Annotated in this window: 16 protein-coding genes; 2 read left to right on the top strand and 14 right to left on the bottom strand. The window is 59.7% G+C overall.

All coding sequences use genetic code 11. The features are described 5' to 3' along the window. Nucleotides 1-86: 86 nt before the first annotated feature. The 9 genes from FHT79_RS02725 to FHT79_RS02685 form a co-directional block, all read right to left on the bottom strand. On the bottom strand, nt 87-1,811 hold the full coding sequence (locus FHT79_RS02725) for an ABC transporter substrate-binding protein (RefSeq protein ID WP_097544686.1): 1,725 nt from the start codon (nt 1,809-1,811) through the stop codon (nt 87-89). Between the two features lie 81 nt (nt 1,812-1,892). Then, nucleotides 1,893-2,189 (bottom strand): DUF2160 domain-containing protein, encoded by a 297-nt coding sequence (locus FHT79_RS02720; protein ID WP_018246653.1) that lies wholly within the window; start codon nt 2,187-2,189, stop codon nt 1,893-1,895. Beyond that, a complete protein-coding gene (locus tag FHT79_RS02715; protein ID WP_003552208.1) occupies nt 2,189-3,100 on the bottom strand; it encodes a carbohydrate ABC transporter permease in 912 nt (303 codons plus the stop codon). The genes FHT79_RS02720 and FHT79_RS02715 overlap by 1 nt, the downstream gene beginning before the upstream one ends. A 1-nt stretch (nt 3,101) precedes the next feature. Then, nucleotides 3,102-3,968 (bottom strand): sugar ABC transporter permease, encoded by an 867-nt coding sequence (locus tag FHT79_RS02710; RefSeq protein WP_047613241.1) that lies wholly within the window; start codon nt 3,966-3,968, stop codon nt 3,102-3,104. A 2-nt stretch (nt 3,969-3,970) separates the two neighbouring features. After that, nucleotides 3,971-5,041 carry an ABC transporter ATP-binding protein gene (locus FHT79_RS02705; protein ID WP_047613243.1) on the bottom strand — a complete coding sequence of 357 codons (1,071 nt, stop codon included), beginning with the start codon at nt 5,039-5,041 and terminating at the stop codon, nt 3,971-3,973. A gap of 9 nt (nt 5,042-5,050) precedes the next feature. Beyond that, complete coding sequence (locus FHT79_RS02700) at nt 5,051-6,130, bottom strand: ABC transporter ATP-binding protein (protein WP_047613245.1); 1,080 nt, start codon at nt 6,128-6,130, stop codon at nt 5,051-5,053. A gap of 41 nt (nt 6,131-6,171) precedes the next feature. Beyond that, the gene (gene glpD / locus FHT79_RS02695) at nt 6,172-7,683 is read right to left on the bottom strand and encodes a glycerol-3-phosphate dehydrogenase (protein WP_097630938.1); all 1,512 of its coding nucleotides are present in this window, start codon (nt 7,681-7,683) and stop codon (nt 6,172-6,174) included. Between the two features lie 234 nt (nt 7,684-7,917). Further along, entirely contained in the window at nt 7,918-8,691 is a 774-nt protein-coding gene (locus tag FHT79_RS02690) for a DeoR/GlpR family DNA-binding transcription regulator (RefSeq protein ID WP_063476188.1), read from the bottom strand. Nucleotides 8,692-8,789: 98 nt separating this feature from the next. Next, the gene (locus FHT79_RS02685; protein WP_183902954.1) at nt 8,790-9,707 is read right to left on the bottom strand and encodes a DMT family transporter; all 918 of its coding nucleotides are present in this window, start codon (nt 9,705-9,707) and stop codon (nt 8,790-8,792) included. A gap of 72 nt (nt 9,708-9,779) precedes the next feature. Here FHT79_RS02685 and FHT79_RS02680 point away from each other — a divergent pair, with 72 nt between their 5' ends. Next, complete coding sequence (locus tag FHT79_RS02680) at nt 9,780-10,709, top strand: LysR family transcriptional regulator (RefSeq protein WP_097630936.1); 930 nt, start codon at nt 9,780-9,782, stop codon at nt 10,707-10,709. A 33-nt stretch (nt 10,710-10,742) separates the two neighbouring features. On the opposite strand, the gene FHT79_RS02675 is transcribed toward FHT79_RS02680, so the two are convergent. The 3 genes from FHT79_RS02675 to FHT79_RS02665 all read right to left on the bottom strand — a co-directional run bounded on the left by FHT79_RS02675 (nt 10,743) and on the right by FHT79_RS02665 (nt 13,379). Then, a complete protein-coding gene (locus FHT79_RS02675; RefSeq protein ID WP_244604770.1) occupies nt 10,743-11,210 on the bottom strand; it encodes a GNAT family N-acetyltransferase in 468 nt (155 codons plus the stop codon). Nucleotides 11,211-11,310: 100 nt separating this feature from the next. Continuing rightward, nucleotides 11,311-11,832: a DUF992 domain-containing protein gene (locus FHT79_RS02670; RefSeq protein WP_028756513.1), complete on the bottom strand. Its 522-nt coding sequence runs from the start codon at nt 11,830-11,832 to the stop codon at nt 11,311-11,313. 335 nt (nt 11,833-12,167) lie between these two features. After that, on the bottom strand, nt 12,168-13,379 hold the full coding sequence (locus FHT79_RS02665) for an MFS transporter (protein ID WP_097630934.1): 1,212 nt from the start codon (nt 13,377-13,379) through the stop codon (nt 12,168-12,170). A gap of 195 nt (nt 13,380-13,574) precedes the next feature. Here FHT79_RS02665 and FHT79_RS02660 point away from each other — a divergent pair, with 195 nt between their 5' ends. Further along, nucleotides 13,575-14,204: a GNAT family N-acetyltransferase gene (locus tag FHT79_RS02660; protein WP_097630933.1), complete on the top strand. Its 630-nt coding sequence runs from the start codon at nt 13,575-13,577 to the stop codon at nt 14,202-14,204. A 192-nt stretch (nt 14,205-14,396) separates the two neighbouring features. Here FHT79_RS02660 and FHT79_RS02655 read toward each other — a convergent pair whose 3' ends face one another. Both FHT79_RS02655 and FHT79_RS02650 read right to left on the bottom strand, forming a co-directional pair. Further along, entirely contained in the window at nt 14,397-14,561 is a 165-nt protein-coding gene (locus FHT79_RS02655; RefSeq protein ID WP_028756510.1) for a DUF1328 domain-containing protein, read from the bottom strand. A gap of 99 nt (nt 14,562-14,660) precedes the next feature. Next, nucleotides 14,661-15,251 carry a hypothetical protein gene (locus FHT79_RS02650; protein WP_028756509.1) on the bottom strand — a complete coding sequence of 197 codons (591 nt, stop codon included), beginning with the start codon at nt 15,249-15,251 and terminating at the stop codon, nt 14,661-14,663. Nucleotides 15,252-15,255: the final 4 nt, after the last annotated feature.

Genomic DNA, 15,255 nt, shown 5'->3' with positions numbered 1-15,255 from the left:
GAGAGAAAGATTGTGGGTGCCACCGGCCGTAGCCGGTGGCAGGAAGTGATGGCCGGAAGCTTTGTCGCCTCCGGCCGAGGTCCGCCTTACTTCGACTGCCAGCTCTTGACGAGTTCGTCGTAGTTGACAGTGACCGGCTTTTCCTTCTCATTCTCGATCTTCAGCTGCGGTGCAAGGTTGCCCTTCTTCACCGCATCCGCGTTCCAGTAAGCGAGGTCATGCTCTTCGGCGAGTTTCGGGCCGATATCGCCCTGGACACCCGATTTCTCGATACGGCCCATGACCTTCTCCTGCTCGCCGCAAAGAGAGTCCATGGCTTCCTGCGGTGTCTTGGCGCCGGCAGCGGCGTCACCGATGGCCTGCCACCAAAGCTGAGCCAGCTTCGGATAGTCGGGAACGTTGGTGCCGGTTGGCGACCATTGAACACGGGCCGGCGAACGATAGAACTCAATCAGACCGCCGAGCTTCGGAGCGCGCTCCGTAAAGCTCTTGTCGCGAATGGTCGATTCGCGGATGAAGGTGAGACCGAGCTGGCTCTTCTTCACGTCAACAGTCTTGGAGGTCACGAACTGTGCATAGAGCCAGGCAGCTTTCGCGCGGTCCGTCGGGGTCGACTTCATCAACGTCCACGAGCCGACGTCCTGATAACCAAGCTTCATGCCGTCTTTCCAGTAAACGCCATGCGGGCTCGGTGCCATGCGCCATTTCGGCGTTCCGTCCTCATTCATAACAGGCAGGCCAGGCTTGACCATGTCTGCGGTAAACGCCGTGTACCAGAAGATCTGCTGCGCGACGTTACCCTGTGCCGGCACCGGACCGGATTCCGAGAAGGTCATGCCCTGAGCTTCCGGCGGTGCGTACGCCTTCAACCAATCGAGATACTTCTGGATCGAATAGACCGATGCCGGGCCGTTAGTATCGCCGCCACGCGCGACGCACGAACCGACTGGACGCGAATTCTCGTCGACCTTGATGCCCCATTCGTCGACCGGAAGACCGTTCGGCAGGCCCTTGTCGCCGTTGCCGGCCATCGACAGCCAGGCGTCGGTGAAGCGCCAGCCGAGCGACGGGTCCTTCTTGCCGTAGTCCATATGGCCGAAGACCTTCTTGCCGTTGACGTCACGGCCGGTAAAGAATTCGGCAATGTCTTCATAGGCCGACCAGTTGACCGGAACGCCGAGATCGTAGCCGTATTTCGCCTTGAAATCGGCCTTGTTCTTCTCGTCGTTGAACCAGTCGTAGCGGAACCAATAGAGGTTGGCGAACTGCTGGTCGGGAAGCTGGTAGAGCTTCTTGTCCGGCGCGGTCGTGAACTTGGTGCCGATGAAGTCGTCGATATCGAGGCCGGGGTTGGTAACGTCCTTGCCTTCGCCGGCCATCCAGTCGGTCAGATTGCGGACCTGCTGATAACGCCAGTGCGTACCGATCAAGTCGGAGTCGTTGACCCAGCCATCATACAGGTTCTGCCCGGTCTGCATCTGCGTCTGGATCTTCTCGACAACGTCACCCTCTTGAATGACGTCGTGCGTGACCTTGATGCCGGTGATCGCAGTGAAGGCCGGAGCCAGAACCTCGGACTCATACTTGTGAGTGGTCAAGGTTTCCGAAACAACCTTGATGTCCATACCCTGGAAAGGCTTCGCCGCATCGACGAACCATTGCATTTCCTTTTCCTGGTCGGCACGAGAGAGCGTCGACACGTCGCCGATCTCTTTGTCCAGGAAAGTCTTTGCCTCGTCCATGCCGGCATAGGCCGACCCGGTCATGGCCAGCAGTACCGCTGCTGTCGTCGTCAATAAATGCCTTCGCATGATATCCTCCCAGGGTTTTGCGATTGCAGTCTTCACGTCTCAGGCGGCCAGAAAAACCCCGGCCATCTGCATCAGTTTGCCTCACACGTAACGGAATACGCCGACGGCGTAGACAACGGAGAGAGCGAGAGCCCACCAGAGGCTTGATCCCGCGAGACCAAGCCAGGCAAGATGGATAAAGGCGCTGCCGAGCAGCGAAAGGAAAAGCCGGTCACCGCGCGTCGTCTCGAAGCGCAGGATTCCGATCCGCGGGTTGCCGCCCGGCACGGCATACTCCCAGACCCCCATGCCGATCAGCAGCAATGCGATAACGATGAAGAACGCGGCCGTCGGCCAGGTCCATGCCATCCATGAAAAATCGGGAAGTGAAAAGCCCATCAAACCCTCCCCAGGGCGAAGCCCTTGGCGATGTAATTGCGCACAAACCAGATCACCAGCGCCCCTGGGATCAAGGTCAGAACACCCGCGGCGGCGAGCAAGCCCCAATCCATGCCGGATGCGGAGACGGTACGGGTCATGGTGGCAGCGATCGGCTTCGCGTCGGTAGTCGTCAACGTTCGTGCGATCAGCAACTCGACCCAAGAGAACATGAAGCAGAAGAAGCAGGCGACACCTATGCCGCTCGCAATCAGCGGCGTGAAGATCTTCAGGAAAAACCGCGGGAACGAATAGCCATCAATATAGGCCGTTTCGTCGATTTCCTTCGGCACGCCGGACATGAAGCCTTCAAGGATCCAGACCGCAAGCGGCACGTTGAAGAGGCAATGCGCCAATGCCACGGCGATGTGCGTATCGATCAGTCCAAAGGCTGAGTAGAGCTGGAAGAACGGCAGGGCAAAAACCGCCGGCGGCGCCATCCGGTTCGTCAGCAACCAGAAGAAAAGATGCTTGTCACCAAGGAACCGATAACGGGAAAAGGCATAGGCCGCCGGCAGCGCAGCTGCCACCGAGATCACCATGTTGATCACGACATAGGTGATTGAATTGATGTAGCCGGAATACCACGCCTTCTCCGTGAAGATCGTCACGTAATTGGCGATCGTCGGGTTATGAGGATAAAGCGTCAGAGAATTGACGATTTCCGCATTGGTCTTGAAGCTCATATTGACGAGCCAATAGATCGGCAGCAGGAGCACGATGATATAGATCGTCGGAACCAGCCACCACCAGCGCGATTCCTCGCCGCGCCGGCGCATCAGACGGCTTACTTCATCGGAGGAGAGACCGCTTGCGACACTGGTAACGCCTGAGATTTTTCGGCTCGCTGTCGTTTCGTTGGAGGCGCTCATTTCAATTCTCCGCGTCGTGGCTTGTCATGACGGTGTAGAACACCCACGAAAGCAGCAGGATGATCAGGAAATAGATCAGCGACATAGCAGCGGCCGGACCGAGGTCAAACTGTCCGAGGGCGGTCTTGACCAGATCGATCGACAGGAAAGTGGTCGCGTTGCCGGGACCGCCGCCCGTGACGACAAAAGGCTCGGTGTAGATCATGAAACTATCCATGAAACGCAGCAGCACGGCGATCAGAAGAACGCGTTTCATCTTTGGCAGCTGGATATAGCGGAATACCGCCCAACGAGACGCACCGTCGATCTTGGCTGCCTGATAGAAAGCATCCGGAATGGAAACGAGGCCGGCATAGCAGAGCAAAACGACCAGGCTCGTCCAGTGCCAGACATCCATGATGATGATCGTCACCCAGGCGTCGAGCGGATCCTGCACATAGTTGTAATCGATGCCGATGGCATTGAGGGAATAGCCGAACAAACCAATGTCGTTGCGGCCGAACACCTGCCAGATCGTGCCGACAACGTTCCACGGGATCAGTAGTGGCAGCGCCATCAGAACCAGGCACACCGGCACGCCGATGCCCGATTTCGGCATGTTGAGCGCAATGAAGATACCGAGCGGGATCTCAAGAGCGAGAATGATCAACGAAAAAACCAGATTTCGCTGCAGGGCGGCCCAGAAACGGTCGGAATGCAGGATTTGGGTAAACCAGTCCGTTCCGTTCCAGAAGAACTGGTTGTTTCCGAAAGTGTCCTGAACGGAATAGTTCACAACCGTCATCAAGGGAATGACGGCCGAGAATGCCACCAGCACGAGGACCGGCAGGACCAGAAACCACGCTTTGTTGTTCCAGGTTTTTTCCATGATCAAGCCTCCGGTCCGGCGCGCCAAGAGTCGGCATAGATACTGATACCCGACGGTTCGAAGGTCACCCGGGGATCAGCCGGAATTTCCCCGTCTTCAGGGACGACGATCGCGATCGGCTGGCCGGCAAACTGGGCGCGGACGATCTTCTGCCGGCCGATATCTTCCACCTTGCTGACGGTTACAGGCATGCCCTCGCGGCCGACCCTGATAAACTCGGGCCGGATTCCAAGCTCTACCTTGGCCGCTGCCGCAGTCTTTGGCGCATAGTCGAGCGTCAGCGCGTGCTCGCCGACCCGAACCGTGCGGCCTTCCACCTTGGCTGGCATGAAGTTCATGCCTGGAGAACCGATGAAGTAGCCGACGAAGGTATGGCTCGGACGCTCGAAGAGCTCGGCCGGCGTGCCGATCTGCACGATCTCGCCATCGTACATCACCACGACTTTGTCGGCGAATGTCAGCGCCTCCGTCTGGTCATGCGTGACATAGACCATCGTAAAGCCGAACTGCTTATGCAGCCGCTTCAGCTGCGACCGCAGCACCCACTTCATATGCGGATCGATAACGGTGAGCGGCTCATCGAAGAGAATCGCGTTCACATCCGAGCGCACAAGGCCGCGGCCGAGCGAAATCTTCTGCTTTTGGTCCGCCGTCAAACCGCGCGCGCGCCGCTTGGCCCAGTCTGAAAGATCAATCATCTCCAGTATTTCGCGGACACGACGATCAACATCAGGCTCCGCGACTCCGCGGTTGCGCAAGGGGAAAGCCAGATTGTCATAGACGGTCATCGTGTCGTAGATCACCGGAAACTGGAATACCTGCGCAATATTTCGCTGCTGCGTCGGCAGGTTCGTAACATCCTGTCCGTCGAAGAGAATTCGCCCTTCGGACGGTTGAATAAGGCCGGAAATGATATTGAGCAGCGAGGTCTTTCCGCAGCCTGAAGGTCCGAGCAGCGCATAGGCACCGCCGTCGTTCCACTCGTGGTGCACTTCCTTGAGAGCGTAGTCCTTCTCGCTCTTCGGGTTCGGCCCATAGGCATGTCGAATATGATCGAGGGTGATACGTGCCATGATCTTCTCCTAGCCCCTCTGCCCGGCAATGGTGATCGCCCGGCCGTCCGCGCCGAACGCCATCAGGTGGCGCGTATCGATGAAAACGGAGAGGTCCGTGTCCGGATCGATATTGTGGATGCCGTGCGCAAGCATCACCCAGCGGGTGCCGGCAAATTGTAGATGCACGAAACTTTCCGATCCCGTGATCTCCGAAATCTGTGTCCGTGCTATCAGCTGCGCCGAATCAGCCGTCTGGGCGGTTGGTGCAAGATGATGCGGGTGAAACGCGATCGTTGCCGGCCCGTCCGGCACGTTCTGAAGATGCGGCGGCACGGCAAAAATCACGGCGCCATCGCGCAGGAAATTGCCTTCCGATTTGACCAGATCAATAAAATTCAGCGGCGGGTCGGCAAAGGTTTTCGCCGTCGTCAGATCGAGCGGATTGCGATAGACCTCGATCGTCGGGCCGAACTGCGTGATCCGGCCCTCGTTGAGCGCTGCCGTATTGCCACCCAGCAACAAGGCTTCGGAGGGTTCCGTCGTGGCATAAACGAAGATCGCGCCGGACTGGGCGAAGATGCGCGGCAATTCCTGCCGCAGCTCTTCACGCAGCTTGTAATCGAGATTGGCGAGCGGCTCGTCCATCAGCACCAGGCTGGCATTCTTGACGAGGGCGCGCGCCAGCGCCGTGCGCTGCTGCTGGCCGCCCGACAGATTGAGCGGCGTGCGGTCGAGATAGGGCGTGAGCTTCAGGAGCTCGGCCGCCTTGCGCACGTCGCGGTCGATCGTGGCGGCATCCTTGCCTGATATGCGCATCGGCGAGGCGATGTTCTCGTAGACGGTCAGCGCCGGATAGTTGATGAATTGCTGGTAGACCATGGCAACGTTGCGCTTCTGCACCGGCATGCCGGTGACATCGACGCCGTCGAAATGGACGGAGCCGCCCGTCGGCCGGTCGAGGCCGGCCATCAGCCGCATCAGCGACGTCTTGCCCGACAGCGTCGGCCCGAGCAGGACGTTCAGCGTGCCTCGCTCGAGGACCAGATCGGTCGGATAAATGTGATAGTCCGCGCCCACCATCTTGGCGGCGTTCCGCAGTTCCAGCATTCCGATTCCCGTGCCTCCACGCAGCGGGGACCACAGGGCTCCTATCCGGCCATCGCCGGCATGGCAGCCATGTACTCCTCCAGTGACTGAGCCTGCTCCTTCGAAAGGCGCAGGCCATCCTTTGTTCTCCTCCACAGCACGTCTTCGGCGTGCCGGGCCCATTCCTGTTTAACGAGATAGGTGACCTCCGCCTCGTAGAGATCACCGCCGAACAACCGTCCGAGATCGTCGATGCCGCGGGCATCGCCGAGCAGCACCTCGGCCCTGGTGCCATAGCGGCGCACCAGGCGGCGGGCATGCTGATCGGCGAGGAACTGATAACGCCGTTTCAGCTTGTCAACTTGTGCCTCATAGCCGCGGACCGGGAAGTCGCCGCCCGGCAGATGGCTTTTGGCCGTCCACGGGGCGCCCTTGACGCCGATCGCAGCACCGATCTTCTCCAGCGCATGTTCGGAAAGCCGGCGATAGGTGGTGAGCTTGCCGCCGAAGACGTTGAGCAACGGTGCGGCACCTTCGCCTTCCAGCTTCAGCACATAGTCGCGCGTCGCCTCCTGTGCCTTCGAGGCACCGTCGTCATAAAGCGGCCTGACCGCCGAATAGGTCCAGACGATATCTTCCGGCTTGACCGGCTCTTTGAAATATTCCGACGCCGCATTGCAGAGATAGACGGTCTCCTCCTCGGAGATCCTGACATCCTTGGGATCGGCGGTATAGTCGCGGTCGGTGGTGCCGATCAGCGTGAAGTCGCCCTCGTAGGGGATGGCGAAGATGATGCGGTTGTCGGGGTTCTGAAAGAAATAGGCTCTCACATCGTCGAACTTCTTTTTCACGACGATATGGCTGCCTTGGACGAGGCGGACATGATGGGCTTCGTTCTGGCCGAAGGCGGAACGAATGACATGGTCGACCCAGGGACCGGCGGCATTGACCAGCATGCGGGCCTGATGGCTGTCATTGCGGCCGGTGACCGTATCGGTGGTCTCGATATGCCACAGGCCCTTCTCGCGCCTTGCCGACACGACTTTGGTGCGCGGCATGATGGTCGCCCCCTTGTCGGCGGCGTCGCGGGCGTTCAGCACCACCATGCGGGCATCGTCGACCCAGCCGTCGGAATATTCGAAGGCCTTGGCAAACAGCGCCTTCAGCGGCTTGCCGGCCGGATCGCGGCGCATGTCGAGCACCGAGGTCGGCGGCAGCAGCTTGCGGCCGCCAAGGTGGTCGTAGAGGAAGAGGCCGAGCCGGATCAGCCAGGCCGGACGGATGCCGCCCTTGTGATAGGGCAGCACGAAGCGCAGCGGCCAGATGATGTGCGGCGCCATCGCCCAGAGGATTTCGCGCTCCATCAGCGATTCGCGCACCAGGCGGAATTCGTAATGCTCGAGATAACGCAGGCCGCCATGGATCAGCTTGGTGGCGCCCGACGAAGTGCCCGAGGCGAAATCGTTCATCTCCGCCAGCGCCACCGAATAGCCGCGCCCAACAGCATCGCGCGCAATGCCGCAGCCGTTGATGCCGCCACCGATGACGAATATGTCGTGAATCTCCCGGCCCAATATCCCCTCCGAGCCCCGCTGCAGATTTCGCATCGCACAAAACTTGCGCAATTGCGAAAGTGACACCAGTTAAAACGAAAGAAATACGAATGTCAAACGAATGTTTCGGAGATCACCACCTTGATCTGGACGATTTTTAGGCCGGATCAGGATAAAATGAGAATTGTCATCTGAATCAAAGGCATAGAGCATCGTGCGCTTTCGAAAGGCGCTGACGCTTTTCAGCCCTATCCGCTAGCGCGATCTGCCGTTCGTTTCGATCAGCTTCACATTGTTTTCGAGGCAGAGATTGCGGATCGACGCCACCGGACAGTGGTCGGTGATGAAGGTATGGACCTGCGAAAGCTGGCCGATCCTGACCGGTGCAGTGCGTTCGAACTTCGTCGAATCGGCAACCAGGATGACATGCCTGGCATTGGCGATGATCGCTTGAGCCACCTTCACCTCGCGAAAATCGTAGTCGAGAAGCGCGCCGTCCACGTCGATCGCCGACGCGCCGATCACGGCGTAATCGACCTTGAACTGACGGATGAAATCGACGGCCGCTTCACCGACGATCCCGCCGTCCGAACCACGCACGACCCCGCCGGCGATCACCACTTCGATCGCCGGAAAGGAACGCAACCTATTGGCAACGTTGATATTATTGGTGATCACCATCAACTCGTGGTGATTGGCGAGCGCCTCGCCCACCGCCTCGGTCGTCGTTCCGATATTGATGAAGAGCGAGGCGCCGCTCGGGATCAGCTCGACCGCGGCAATGCCGATCGCCTGCTTCTCGGAAGCGGCGATCTGGCGGCGCGCCTCGTATTTGACGTTCTCGGTGCCGCTCGGGAATGTGGCACCGCCATGAATACGTGTCAGCACCTGTGCGTCGCAGAGATCGTTCAGATCCTTGCGAATCGTCTGCCGCGTCACGGAAAAGCGAGAGGCAAGTTCCTCGACCAGAACCCTGCCGCTCGATTTCGCAATCGCCACGATTTCGGTTTGCCGGTCGGTCAAGAACATGGGCGCATACCTTTCGTATCTGCTTTCGTTTTAAAGAAAGCGAAGGGCAGCGCAATGCCTATCTGTTACCAGTTCGCCCTCGCGGCTCGAATCTCACGCTATCGCTTCCGCATCACGTTGACGATGAGCACACCGAGGATTGCCATGACGCCACCGACCGCACCGAGCACCGTTGGCGTTTCGCCCAGCCAGACAAAACCGATTAGCGTGGCGACCGGCGGAACGCCGTAGAGGAAATTCGAAGCGCGGGCGGCCGTCAGCCGCTTCAACGCGATCGCCCAGGTGAGATAGCCGATCACAGTGGGGAAGATGACGAGATAGGCAACGCCCCAGTTCACTTCGGCCGGTGCGGCCGCGAGCGCCTGGATTGTCGCCGGGACGGCCGGAAACAGCGGCACGGAACCGATGAGCAGGATCCAGGCGGTGACGGCAAGCGCCGGCAGCCGTCCAAGCAGCGGCTTCTGCAGCACGCTGGCGATCGCCGAGCAGAGCGCTGCACCAAGGATCATGACCGCATTTGGATCGAGCTTGAAACCGTCGTCGGAGGCGACTGCAATCAGCGCTACGCCGCCGAAGGAAACCGCGGTACCCGCCCAGCCCCAGCGGCCAAAGCGCTCGCCGAGCGCGAATGTGGCAATCAGGGCAGTGAAGACGGGCATGGTGTTGATGATGAAGCTCGCCGGCCCTGCCGCAACCGTCTGCGCGCCGGTGTTCAACAAAACCGCATAGGCGGCGATGAAGAGCACGGCGGCAATGGAGAGGCGGAGGAAATCGCGCCTTTCCGGCATCGGCCGGTAGATGGCGAGGTAGACGAGGGCGATGGCGCCGGCTGCCACATAACGCGCCGTCGCCAGTTCGATCGGCGTCAGCGGTCCGAGACAGATGCGGATCACCACGAAGGAGGACGCCCAGAAGAGGATGGTAACGAGGATCGCCGCAAAGGCCACCATATCGAACCCGCCTTGCTGTTTCGCCGTAACCGGTGCGCTTGCCGCCATGCTCATTTTCGCCTCCATCTGTTTCTGTGAAATGGATTAGGCCTTCGATCCGTGCTTGAAAAGCATCGCAATCGATGATCAAATGTGCGTATGGTTCACAGCTCGCCCGTGCTTCCGCCCCTCGACACGCTCGAGACCTTTGCCCGCGCCGCCCGGCTCGGATCGTTTTCGGCCGCGGCCGAGGAAAGCGGCATCACCCATGGCGCGGTGTCGCGGCAGGTCTCGCGCCTGGAGCGCTGGATGGGCGTGCGGCTGTTTGCCCGCGAAGCCCGAGGTGTGCGCCTGACGCCGGAAGGTATGCGGTTTTTCGCGCGGGCGGAGGAAGCGCTGGCGCTGCTCGGCAATAGTGGCGAGCGCTGGCTGCCCCGCCGCAACAAGGCGGTAGTGCGCCTCTCGGTAACACCCTCCGTCGCCTCGCTATGGCTGTTTCAGCGCCTGCCGAAGCTTGAGGGAAACGAGTTGCATGTCGAGTTGACGCTCGAACACCGGCTGGCGGATTTCGGCGAAGGCACGGATCTTGCCATCCGCTGCGGAAAGGGGCCGTGGGCGGGCGTGCGCGCCCTACCGCTCTGGCAGGAGAAATCGTGTCCGATCGCTGCCCCTGCGCTGGCGGACCGGCTCGGACAGCGCTCAGATGCCTTGTCGCTGCTCGAACTGCCGATCCTGCACGATTCGAACATCGAAGGCTGGCGCCGCTGGCTCGCCCGCGAGGGTGTCGACTATACGCCGCGCGGCCATGACCGGCGCTTCGAAGACTATAATCTGGTGATCGACGCCTGTGCGCAGGGGCTCGGCATCGCGCTGGCGCGACCGCCGCTGTCGGATGCGGCGCTGGCGGCCGGGCGCGTCGTCACTGTCTCGGAACGGACGCTCGATTATCACGTGGCCTTTCACCTGATCCGCCCGGACGATGCGCTTCGAAGCCCCGCCATCGAATTTGCCAGCCGCTTCCTGCGTGAGGCCGGCCAAGACGCGGCGACGATCGCCGCCTTTATCGCACCCGGCCGGCCAAAGACGTAAGCGGAAGATGCGGCACCGGCCGCATCCGGGTCGTTATTCCTCCGGGAACCTCAGGCGCATTTCCTTCGCCAGTTCGAAACCGGCAGCCCTATAAACGGGTTCGCCGGCATCCGAGGCATGGATGACGACCGTCGTGCAGCCGATCGATTTCAGATAATCGACGGCCTTGTTGGTCAGCGCCAATGCGATGCCGCGCCGACGGAAGGCGTCGGCGACATAGACGGACCAGATATAACCGAACAGCCGCTGTTCCGGACGGATGACCTCCGGAAACGGCGATTGGTGCAGCTGGCAGGATGCAGAACCGGCGATTTCACCGTCGACGATCGCAAGGAACGAGGTCAGGCGGCGCTCTTCGCGACCGCTTCTGATGAAAGACAAGATCCGCGCCGCCGCATCGGAGCTGTAGTGTTCCGGTGGTGTGCCGTAGCTGTCCCAGATCTTCAGATAGTGCCCCACCAGGACCTCGTCCTCGTCGGGCGTTGCCATTCGAATATCCATCATGTCGTGATCCGGCTTGGGCATGCGAGGGCGCGAAATCGCTCCTCAGAAGAGTTGGCGCCTCCCCACCGCCATGGGCAGGAGGCGCCAAAAAAGAACATCAATTCGCTGCCGTTAGCGTCATCGAGGCGCTGCCTGCCGCAACGTTGAGGCCGAGCTGGCCGGTCAGGCTGACCGTCTGCAGATGGATCGAGCCGGAGGTACCGCCGACCAGGAGATTGGCGCCCACACCGGCGCCGAGCGTGGCTTCGGCGCTAGCGCCGACATAGAGGCCGGCGAGCGAGCCGCGGTGATAGCCGGCGGTCGGCGCAAACACGGCCCAGATCAGGCGGCTGCGCGTGGTGAAACCAAGGTCGATGCCAAGTTTTCTCACTTCGCCGGTATAACGATCCGAAAGCTCGTTGCCGACGGTCGACTGGAAGATGCAATCGGCTTCCTTGGATGAACCGAGCACATAACCCGTGCCGCCGCCGATATCGCAGGTGAGATAACCGATCTTCACGCCATTGCGCAGGTCCGGCTCTTCATATGTCCTGGTGGCGAGGTCGGCGGCATTGGCCACCCCCGCTCCGACAAAGGTCAACGATACCGCGGCAAAGGCCGTCGCAAGAATTTTGTTCATAAGTCTCTCCTTCTCAAATCGTGACGGGAGCATACCCGGCTACTCGCCACCAGATTCGGCAACAGATAACGGACGGAACCGCAAAACGATCCCGAACCGGCATCATTTACGCATCGCATGTCAAAGCGCATGGGAAGGCGCAAGCGACAAACAAGCCTACGGTTCAGCCCCCATTGGGACATTTCGAAGGCACCTTTTCGCGGCATTCGATTATTTCATGATCTTATCCGGAATGGTTGCCAGAAAGGCACATCGATCTCCAACCGGTGACATCCGGCTGAGCGGACGGTGACCACAAGGCTCGGTCCGGCCGCCTCTGTTCATTTGCGGCGCTACTATTTCTGCCGAAGCCAGAGTGTCAGGAAACCGGCAACGACAGCGGCAGCCGCGCTGAACAGTATGGGGCCCAGATAGCTACCGGTTTTATCGAATACGAGCCCCGCCATTGTTGGCCCCAGCAAAGCAGCCACACCCACGGCCGTATAGAGATAGCCCAGTATCGTTCCGATATGACGGGTGCCGAAGAGATTGGCGGCGACGGCCGGATAAAGGCCGACGCAGCCACCATAACTCGCCCCGAACAACAGGGCGAAAAGCACCATCATGGCCATGCCGTTGGCAGCGGACCACAGGACGAATGAGCCGGCAACAGCAAAGGTAAGAATTGTCAAAAGGCGCAAGGAACCGATGCGGTCGCCCAAACCGGCCAGCACGAGACGCCCAAAGATGTTTCCGACGCCGATGAGCGCTATAAGGATTGTACCGCTTTCAAGCGACAGACCCATGTCATGCGCTGCCGGGACGATATGCACATAGGGAATGAATGTGCAGAACGACACCAAGAGCAGCATGACGTAGAACAGGCTGAAACGGCCATCGCGCCATACGGTGAAAGGGCTGGGCCGGTCGCTGGATCGCAGTTCTGCAGGAATGCTGTTGTCTTGGCGTCTACGCACGAGCATTGCCGCCGGCAGACCGATTGCGGCTATGACGGCCGCCAAACCGATGAAACATCCACGCCAACCAAGCCCGGAGACAAGCCGGCCGATCGTAAACGGCAGCAACAGCGTGCCGAGGCCGAGGCCGGCCGTAGCAATGCCTGACGCGCGGCTCCGCTTGAGGATAAACCAAGACTGCACAGCTCCAATCGCCGGAACATAAGAGAGGCCGATTCCAAGCCCCACTCCGGCTCCGTACCAAACGTAGAGCGAGGTCAGTGACTGTGCCTGGCTGGCTCCGGCGTAACCGATGATCATTGCCACCAAACCCGTCGCTATGACGGCGCGGGACGACCAGCGATCGGCAAGCGGGCCGGCGATTGCGCCCAGCGAATAGAACACCAAAGCCGAGATGGAGAAGACAAGCGCGATCTGGCCACGCGATGCCGCGAATTCCTCGGAAAGACCGGGAAACACAGCGGAGAAGGCGTAGGCTGATCCGAAGGTTACAGCTGTCAGCGCATGCGCTCCACCGACGACCCACCATCCGCTTGGTGAGTCTGCGTCGTCGGACAGTGAAACAGGTGAAAATATGGATGGCAAAATCAATCGGCCTTTCAGATATTTATCGCTCGGAGTATTGCGCAGTCCCGCACCGACGCAAGCCGCAACGCAATGCCTGCATGACTTTCTCACGCGCGAGTTGTCACACCATCTGTAACGATAAATTCCTCGCGCAGGTCAGCGGTTCATGCGATGCAAGAAATCGACGGGAGGGCAGCGGATCGCAATTGGGTGATGGCTATGGAAACTGTTGAAAAATCGAATAATTCCAATCCACATTTGCCCGTGGGATATTCTTTGGTCCCCAAGGGTAAACTTGCAAATGCCGTCACCTGTCTGGAGATGACGGAGAAGCCGGCCTCCAGGGAAGCCAACCTTATTCCTGGGATCTCTCTCGAGCGGATGAAAGCTCCCGATCTTGTGGCATATCGGCAGCTTTTCCGGCTGGTCGGAGAGGACTGGATGTGGGTTTCACGCTTGGTCATGCCCGATGACAGACTGACGGCCATTCTCCAAGACCCGCTGGTGGAAATATACGTGCTGCTGGCGGAAGGAAGGCCGTCCGGCATGCTGGAGCTTGATTTCCGGCAACATGGTCAGTGTGAACTGGTTTTCTTTGGAGTTGCCAAAAGTTCGATCGGAACCGGCGCGGGGCGCTATCTCATGGACAAGACGTTATCGATTGCCTGGGCGCATCCCATCGAACGGCTTTGGGTCCACACCTGCCATTTCGATCATCCGAATGCATTGCCGTTCTATCAGCGGTCCGGCTTCAAGCCATATGCTTTCATGGTCGAAGTGACGGATGACCCAAGACTGAACGGCGTGCTGCCAAGGACGGCAGCCCCTCATATCCCAATCCTTGGCTAGGTGCCATTTATCGCAAAACGGCAACCAGACGCATTGCGAAGCTCGTTCCTGACGCGCATGATGGCCTGGGCAATCCGTGGTCATGTTTCATTCTGCCTTAGCGCAGAATTTTTAACTGCCCGCATCCCGGCACCAGTAAAAGAAAAACCCGGCGATGAGTTTCGCCGGGTTTTTCTACTTGATCTGTCCGCGTTATACTTTTCGCATTAGGCGCATGACGATCGATACGACGAACAGCACCAGGAAAATGAAGAACAGAACCTGGGCAATGGAAGCTGAGGCCCCTGCGATGCCGCCAAATCCGAGGACGCCGGCAATCAAAGCCACAACGAGAAACACCAGAGCGTAATAAAGCATCGCAATCTCCTTTTACGTTGCTGCGGAGATAACGGAGGCCGCCCCATTTGGTTCCCGTCGGCCTTGCCGCGGGTAGATGCACCGTCGCGCCGACCCCATTCAGCCGAGATGAAAGACGCCGTTATATGTCCGATCACCTTCATTCGGTTCGGGAGGTTCGGCCGCATCGAGATAGGCCTTGAGCGGGCCGGTCAATACGAACCAGATGCTTGCTCCGAGCATGAAATAGGCTCCCACCGGATCGTCGATGCGGGCGATGAACGGAAGGCAGGCGGATGCGAACAACACGATGATGCGCACCGACCACTCCGCCTCGCGTTTGGCGATGGCGCGCGCTCTCAGCGACTTGTATTCCCGTGCGCCGTAACCGCCTCCCCCTGCCTTTACCGCCGAAAGCAGCTTTCGCACGGAGGGCAGCGCCAGCATGACCAGTGCGGCAATGCTGAGCGCGAAAGGCTTGCCGGACACGACCTGCCCGCTCGCGATCAGCAGAAAGGAGAGCACGACGAGATTCCATGTCGGCTCCAGCAGCTCCGGCGGTTGCCGCGTGCGCAGATGCCAACTCCGCAGCAAGCCCGCCGCGCCGTGCAGTAGCGGCTGATCGATATAGCGATTGATCCAGTCCATGCCGATGCGCCCGTCCCCGATTGCATGAAGAGGGCTCCGAACACCACGGAATTTGGTCATCATCGTG

Origin of the sequence: Rhizobium sp. BK212, assembly GCF_014197475.1 — a bacterium.
In the GTDB taxonomy this organism is placed as follows: domain Bacteria; phylum Pseudomonadota; class Alphaproteobacteria; order Rhizobiales; family Rhizobiaceae; genus Rhizobium; species Rhizobium anhuiense.
This window is presented reverse-complemented; position numbering and strand designations above follow the sequence as displayed.

Excerpts from the sequence above, each read along its gene's own strand:
- FHT79_RS02725 (WP_097544686.1), bottom strand. The coding sequence starts at position 1,811 with ATGCGAAGGCATTTATTGACGACGACAGCAGCGGTACTGCTGGCCATG.
- FHT79_RS02720 (WP_018246653.1), bottom strand. The coding sequence starts at position 2,189 with ATGGGCTTTTCACTTCCCGATTTTTCATGGATGGCATGGACCTGGCCG.
- FHT79_RS02715 (WP_003552208.1), bottom strand. The coding sequence starts at position 3,100 with ATGAGCGCCTCCAACGAAACGACAGCGAGCCGAAAAATCTCAGGCGTT.
- FHT79_RS02710 (WP_047613241.1), bottom strand. The coding sequence starts at position 3,968 with ATGGAAAAAACCTGGAACAACAAAGCGTGGTTTCTGGTCCTGCCGGTC.
- FHT79_RS02705 (WP_047613243.1), bottom strand. The coding sequence starts at position 5,041 with ATGGCACGTATCACCCTCGATCATATTCGACATGCCTATGGGCCGAAC.
- FHT79_RS02700 (WP_047613245.1), bottom strand. The coding sequence starts at position 6,130 with ATGCTGGAACTGCGGAACGCCGCCAAGATGGTGGGCGCGGACTATCAC.
- FHT79_RS02690 (WP_063476188.1), bottom strand. The coding sequence starts at position 8,691 with ATGTTCTTGACCGACCGGCAAACCGAAATCGTGGCGATTGCGAAATCG.
- FHT79_RS02685 (WP_183902954.1), bottom strand. The coding sequence starts at position 9,707 with ATGGAGGCGAAAATGAGCATGGCGGCAAGCGCACCGGTTACGGCGAAA.
- FHT79_RS02680 (WP_097630936.1), top strand. The coding sequence starts at position 9,780 with ATGGTTCACAGCTCGCCCGTGCTTCCGCCCCTCGACACGCTCGAGACC.
- FHT79_RS02675 (WP_244604770.1), bottom strand. The coding sequence starts at position 11,210 with ATGGATATTCGAATGGCAACGCCCGACGAGGACGAGGTCCTGGTGGGG.
- FHT79_RS02670 (WP_028756513.1), bottom strand. The coding sequence starts at position 11,832 with ATGAACAAAATTCTTGCGACGGCCTTTGCCGCGGTATCGTTGACCTTT.
- FHT79_RS02660 (WP_097630933.1), top strand. The coding sequence starts at position 13,575 with ATGGAAACTGTTGAAAAATCGAATAATTCCAATCCACATTTGCCCGTG.
- FHT79_RS02655 (WP_028756510.1), bottom strand. The coding sequence starts at position 14,561 with ATGCTTTATTACGCTCTGGTGTTTCTCGTTGTGGCTTTGATTGCCGGC.
- FHT79_RS02650 (WP_028756509.1), bottom strand. The coding sequence starts at position 15,251 with ATGATGACCAAATTCCGTGGTGTTCGGAGCCCTCTTCATGCAATCGGG.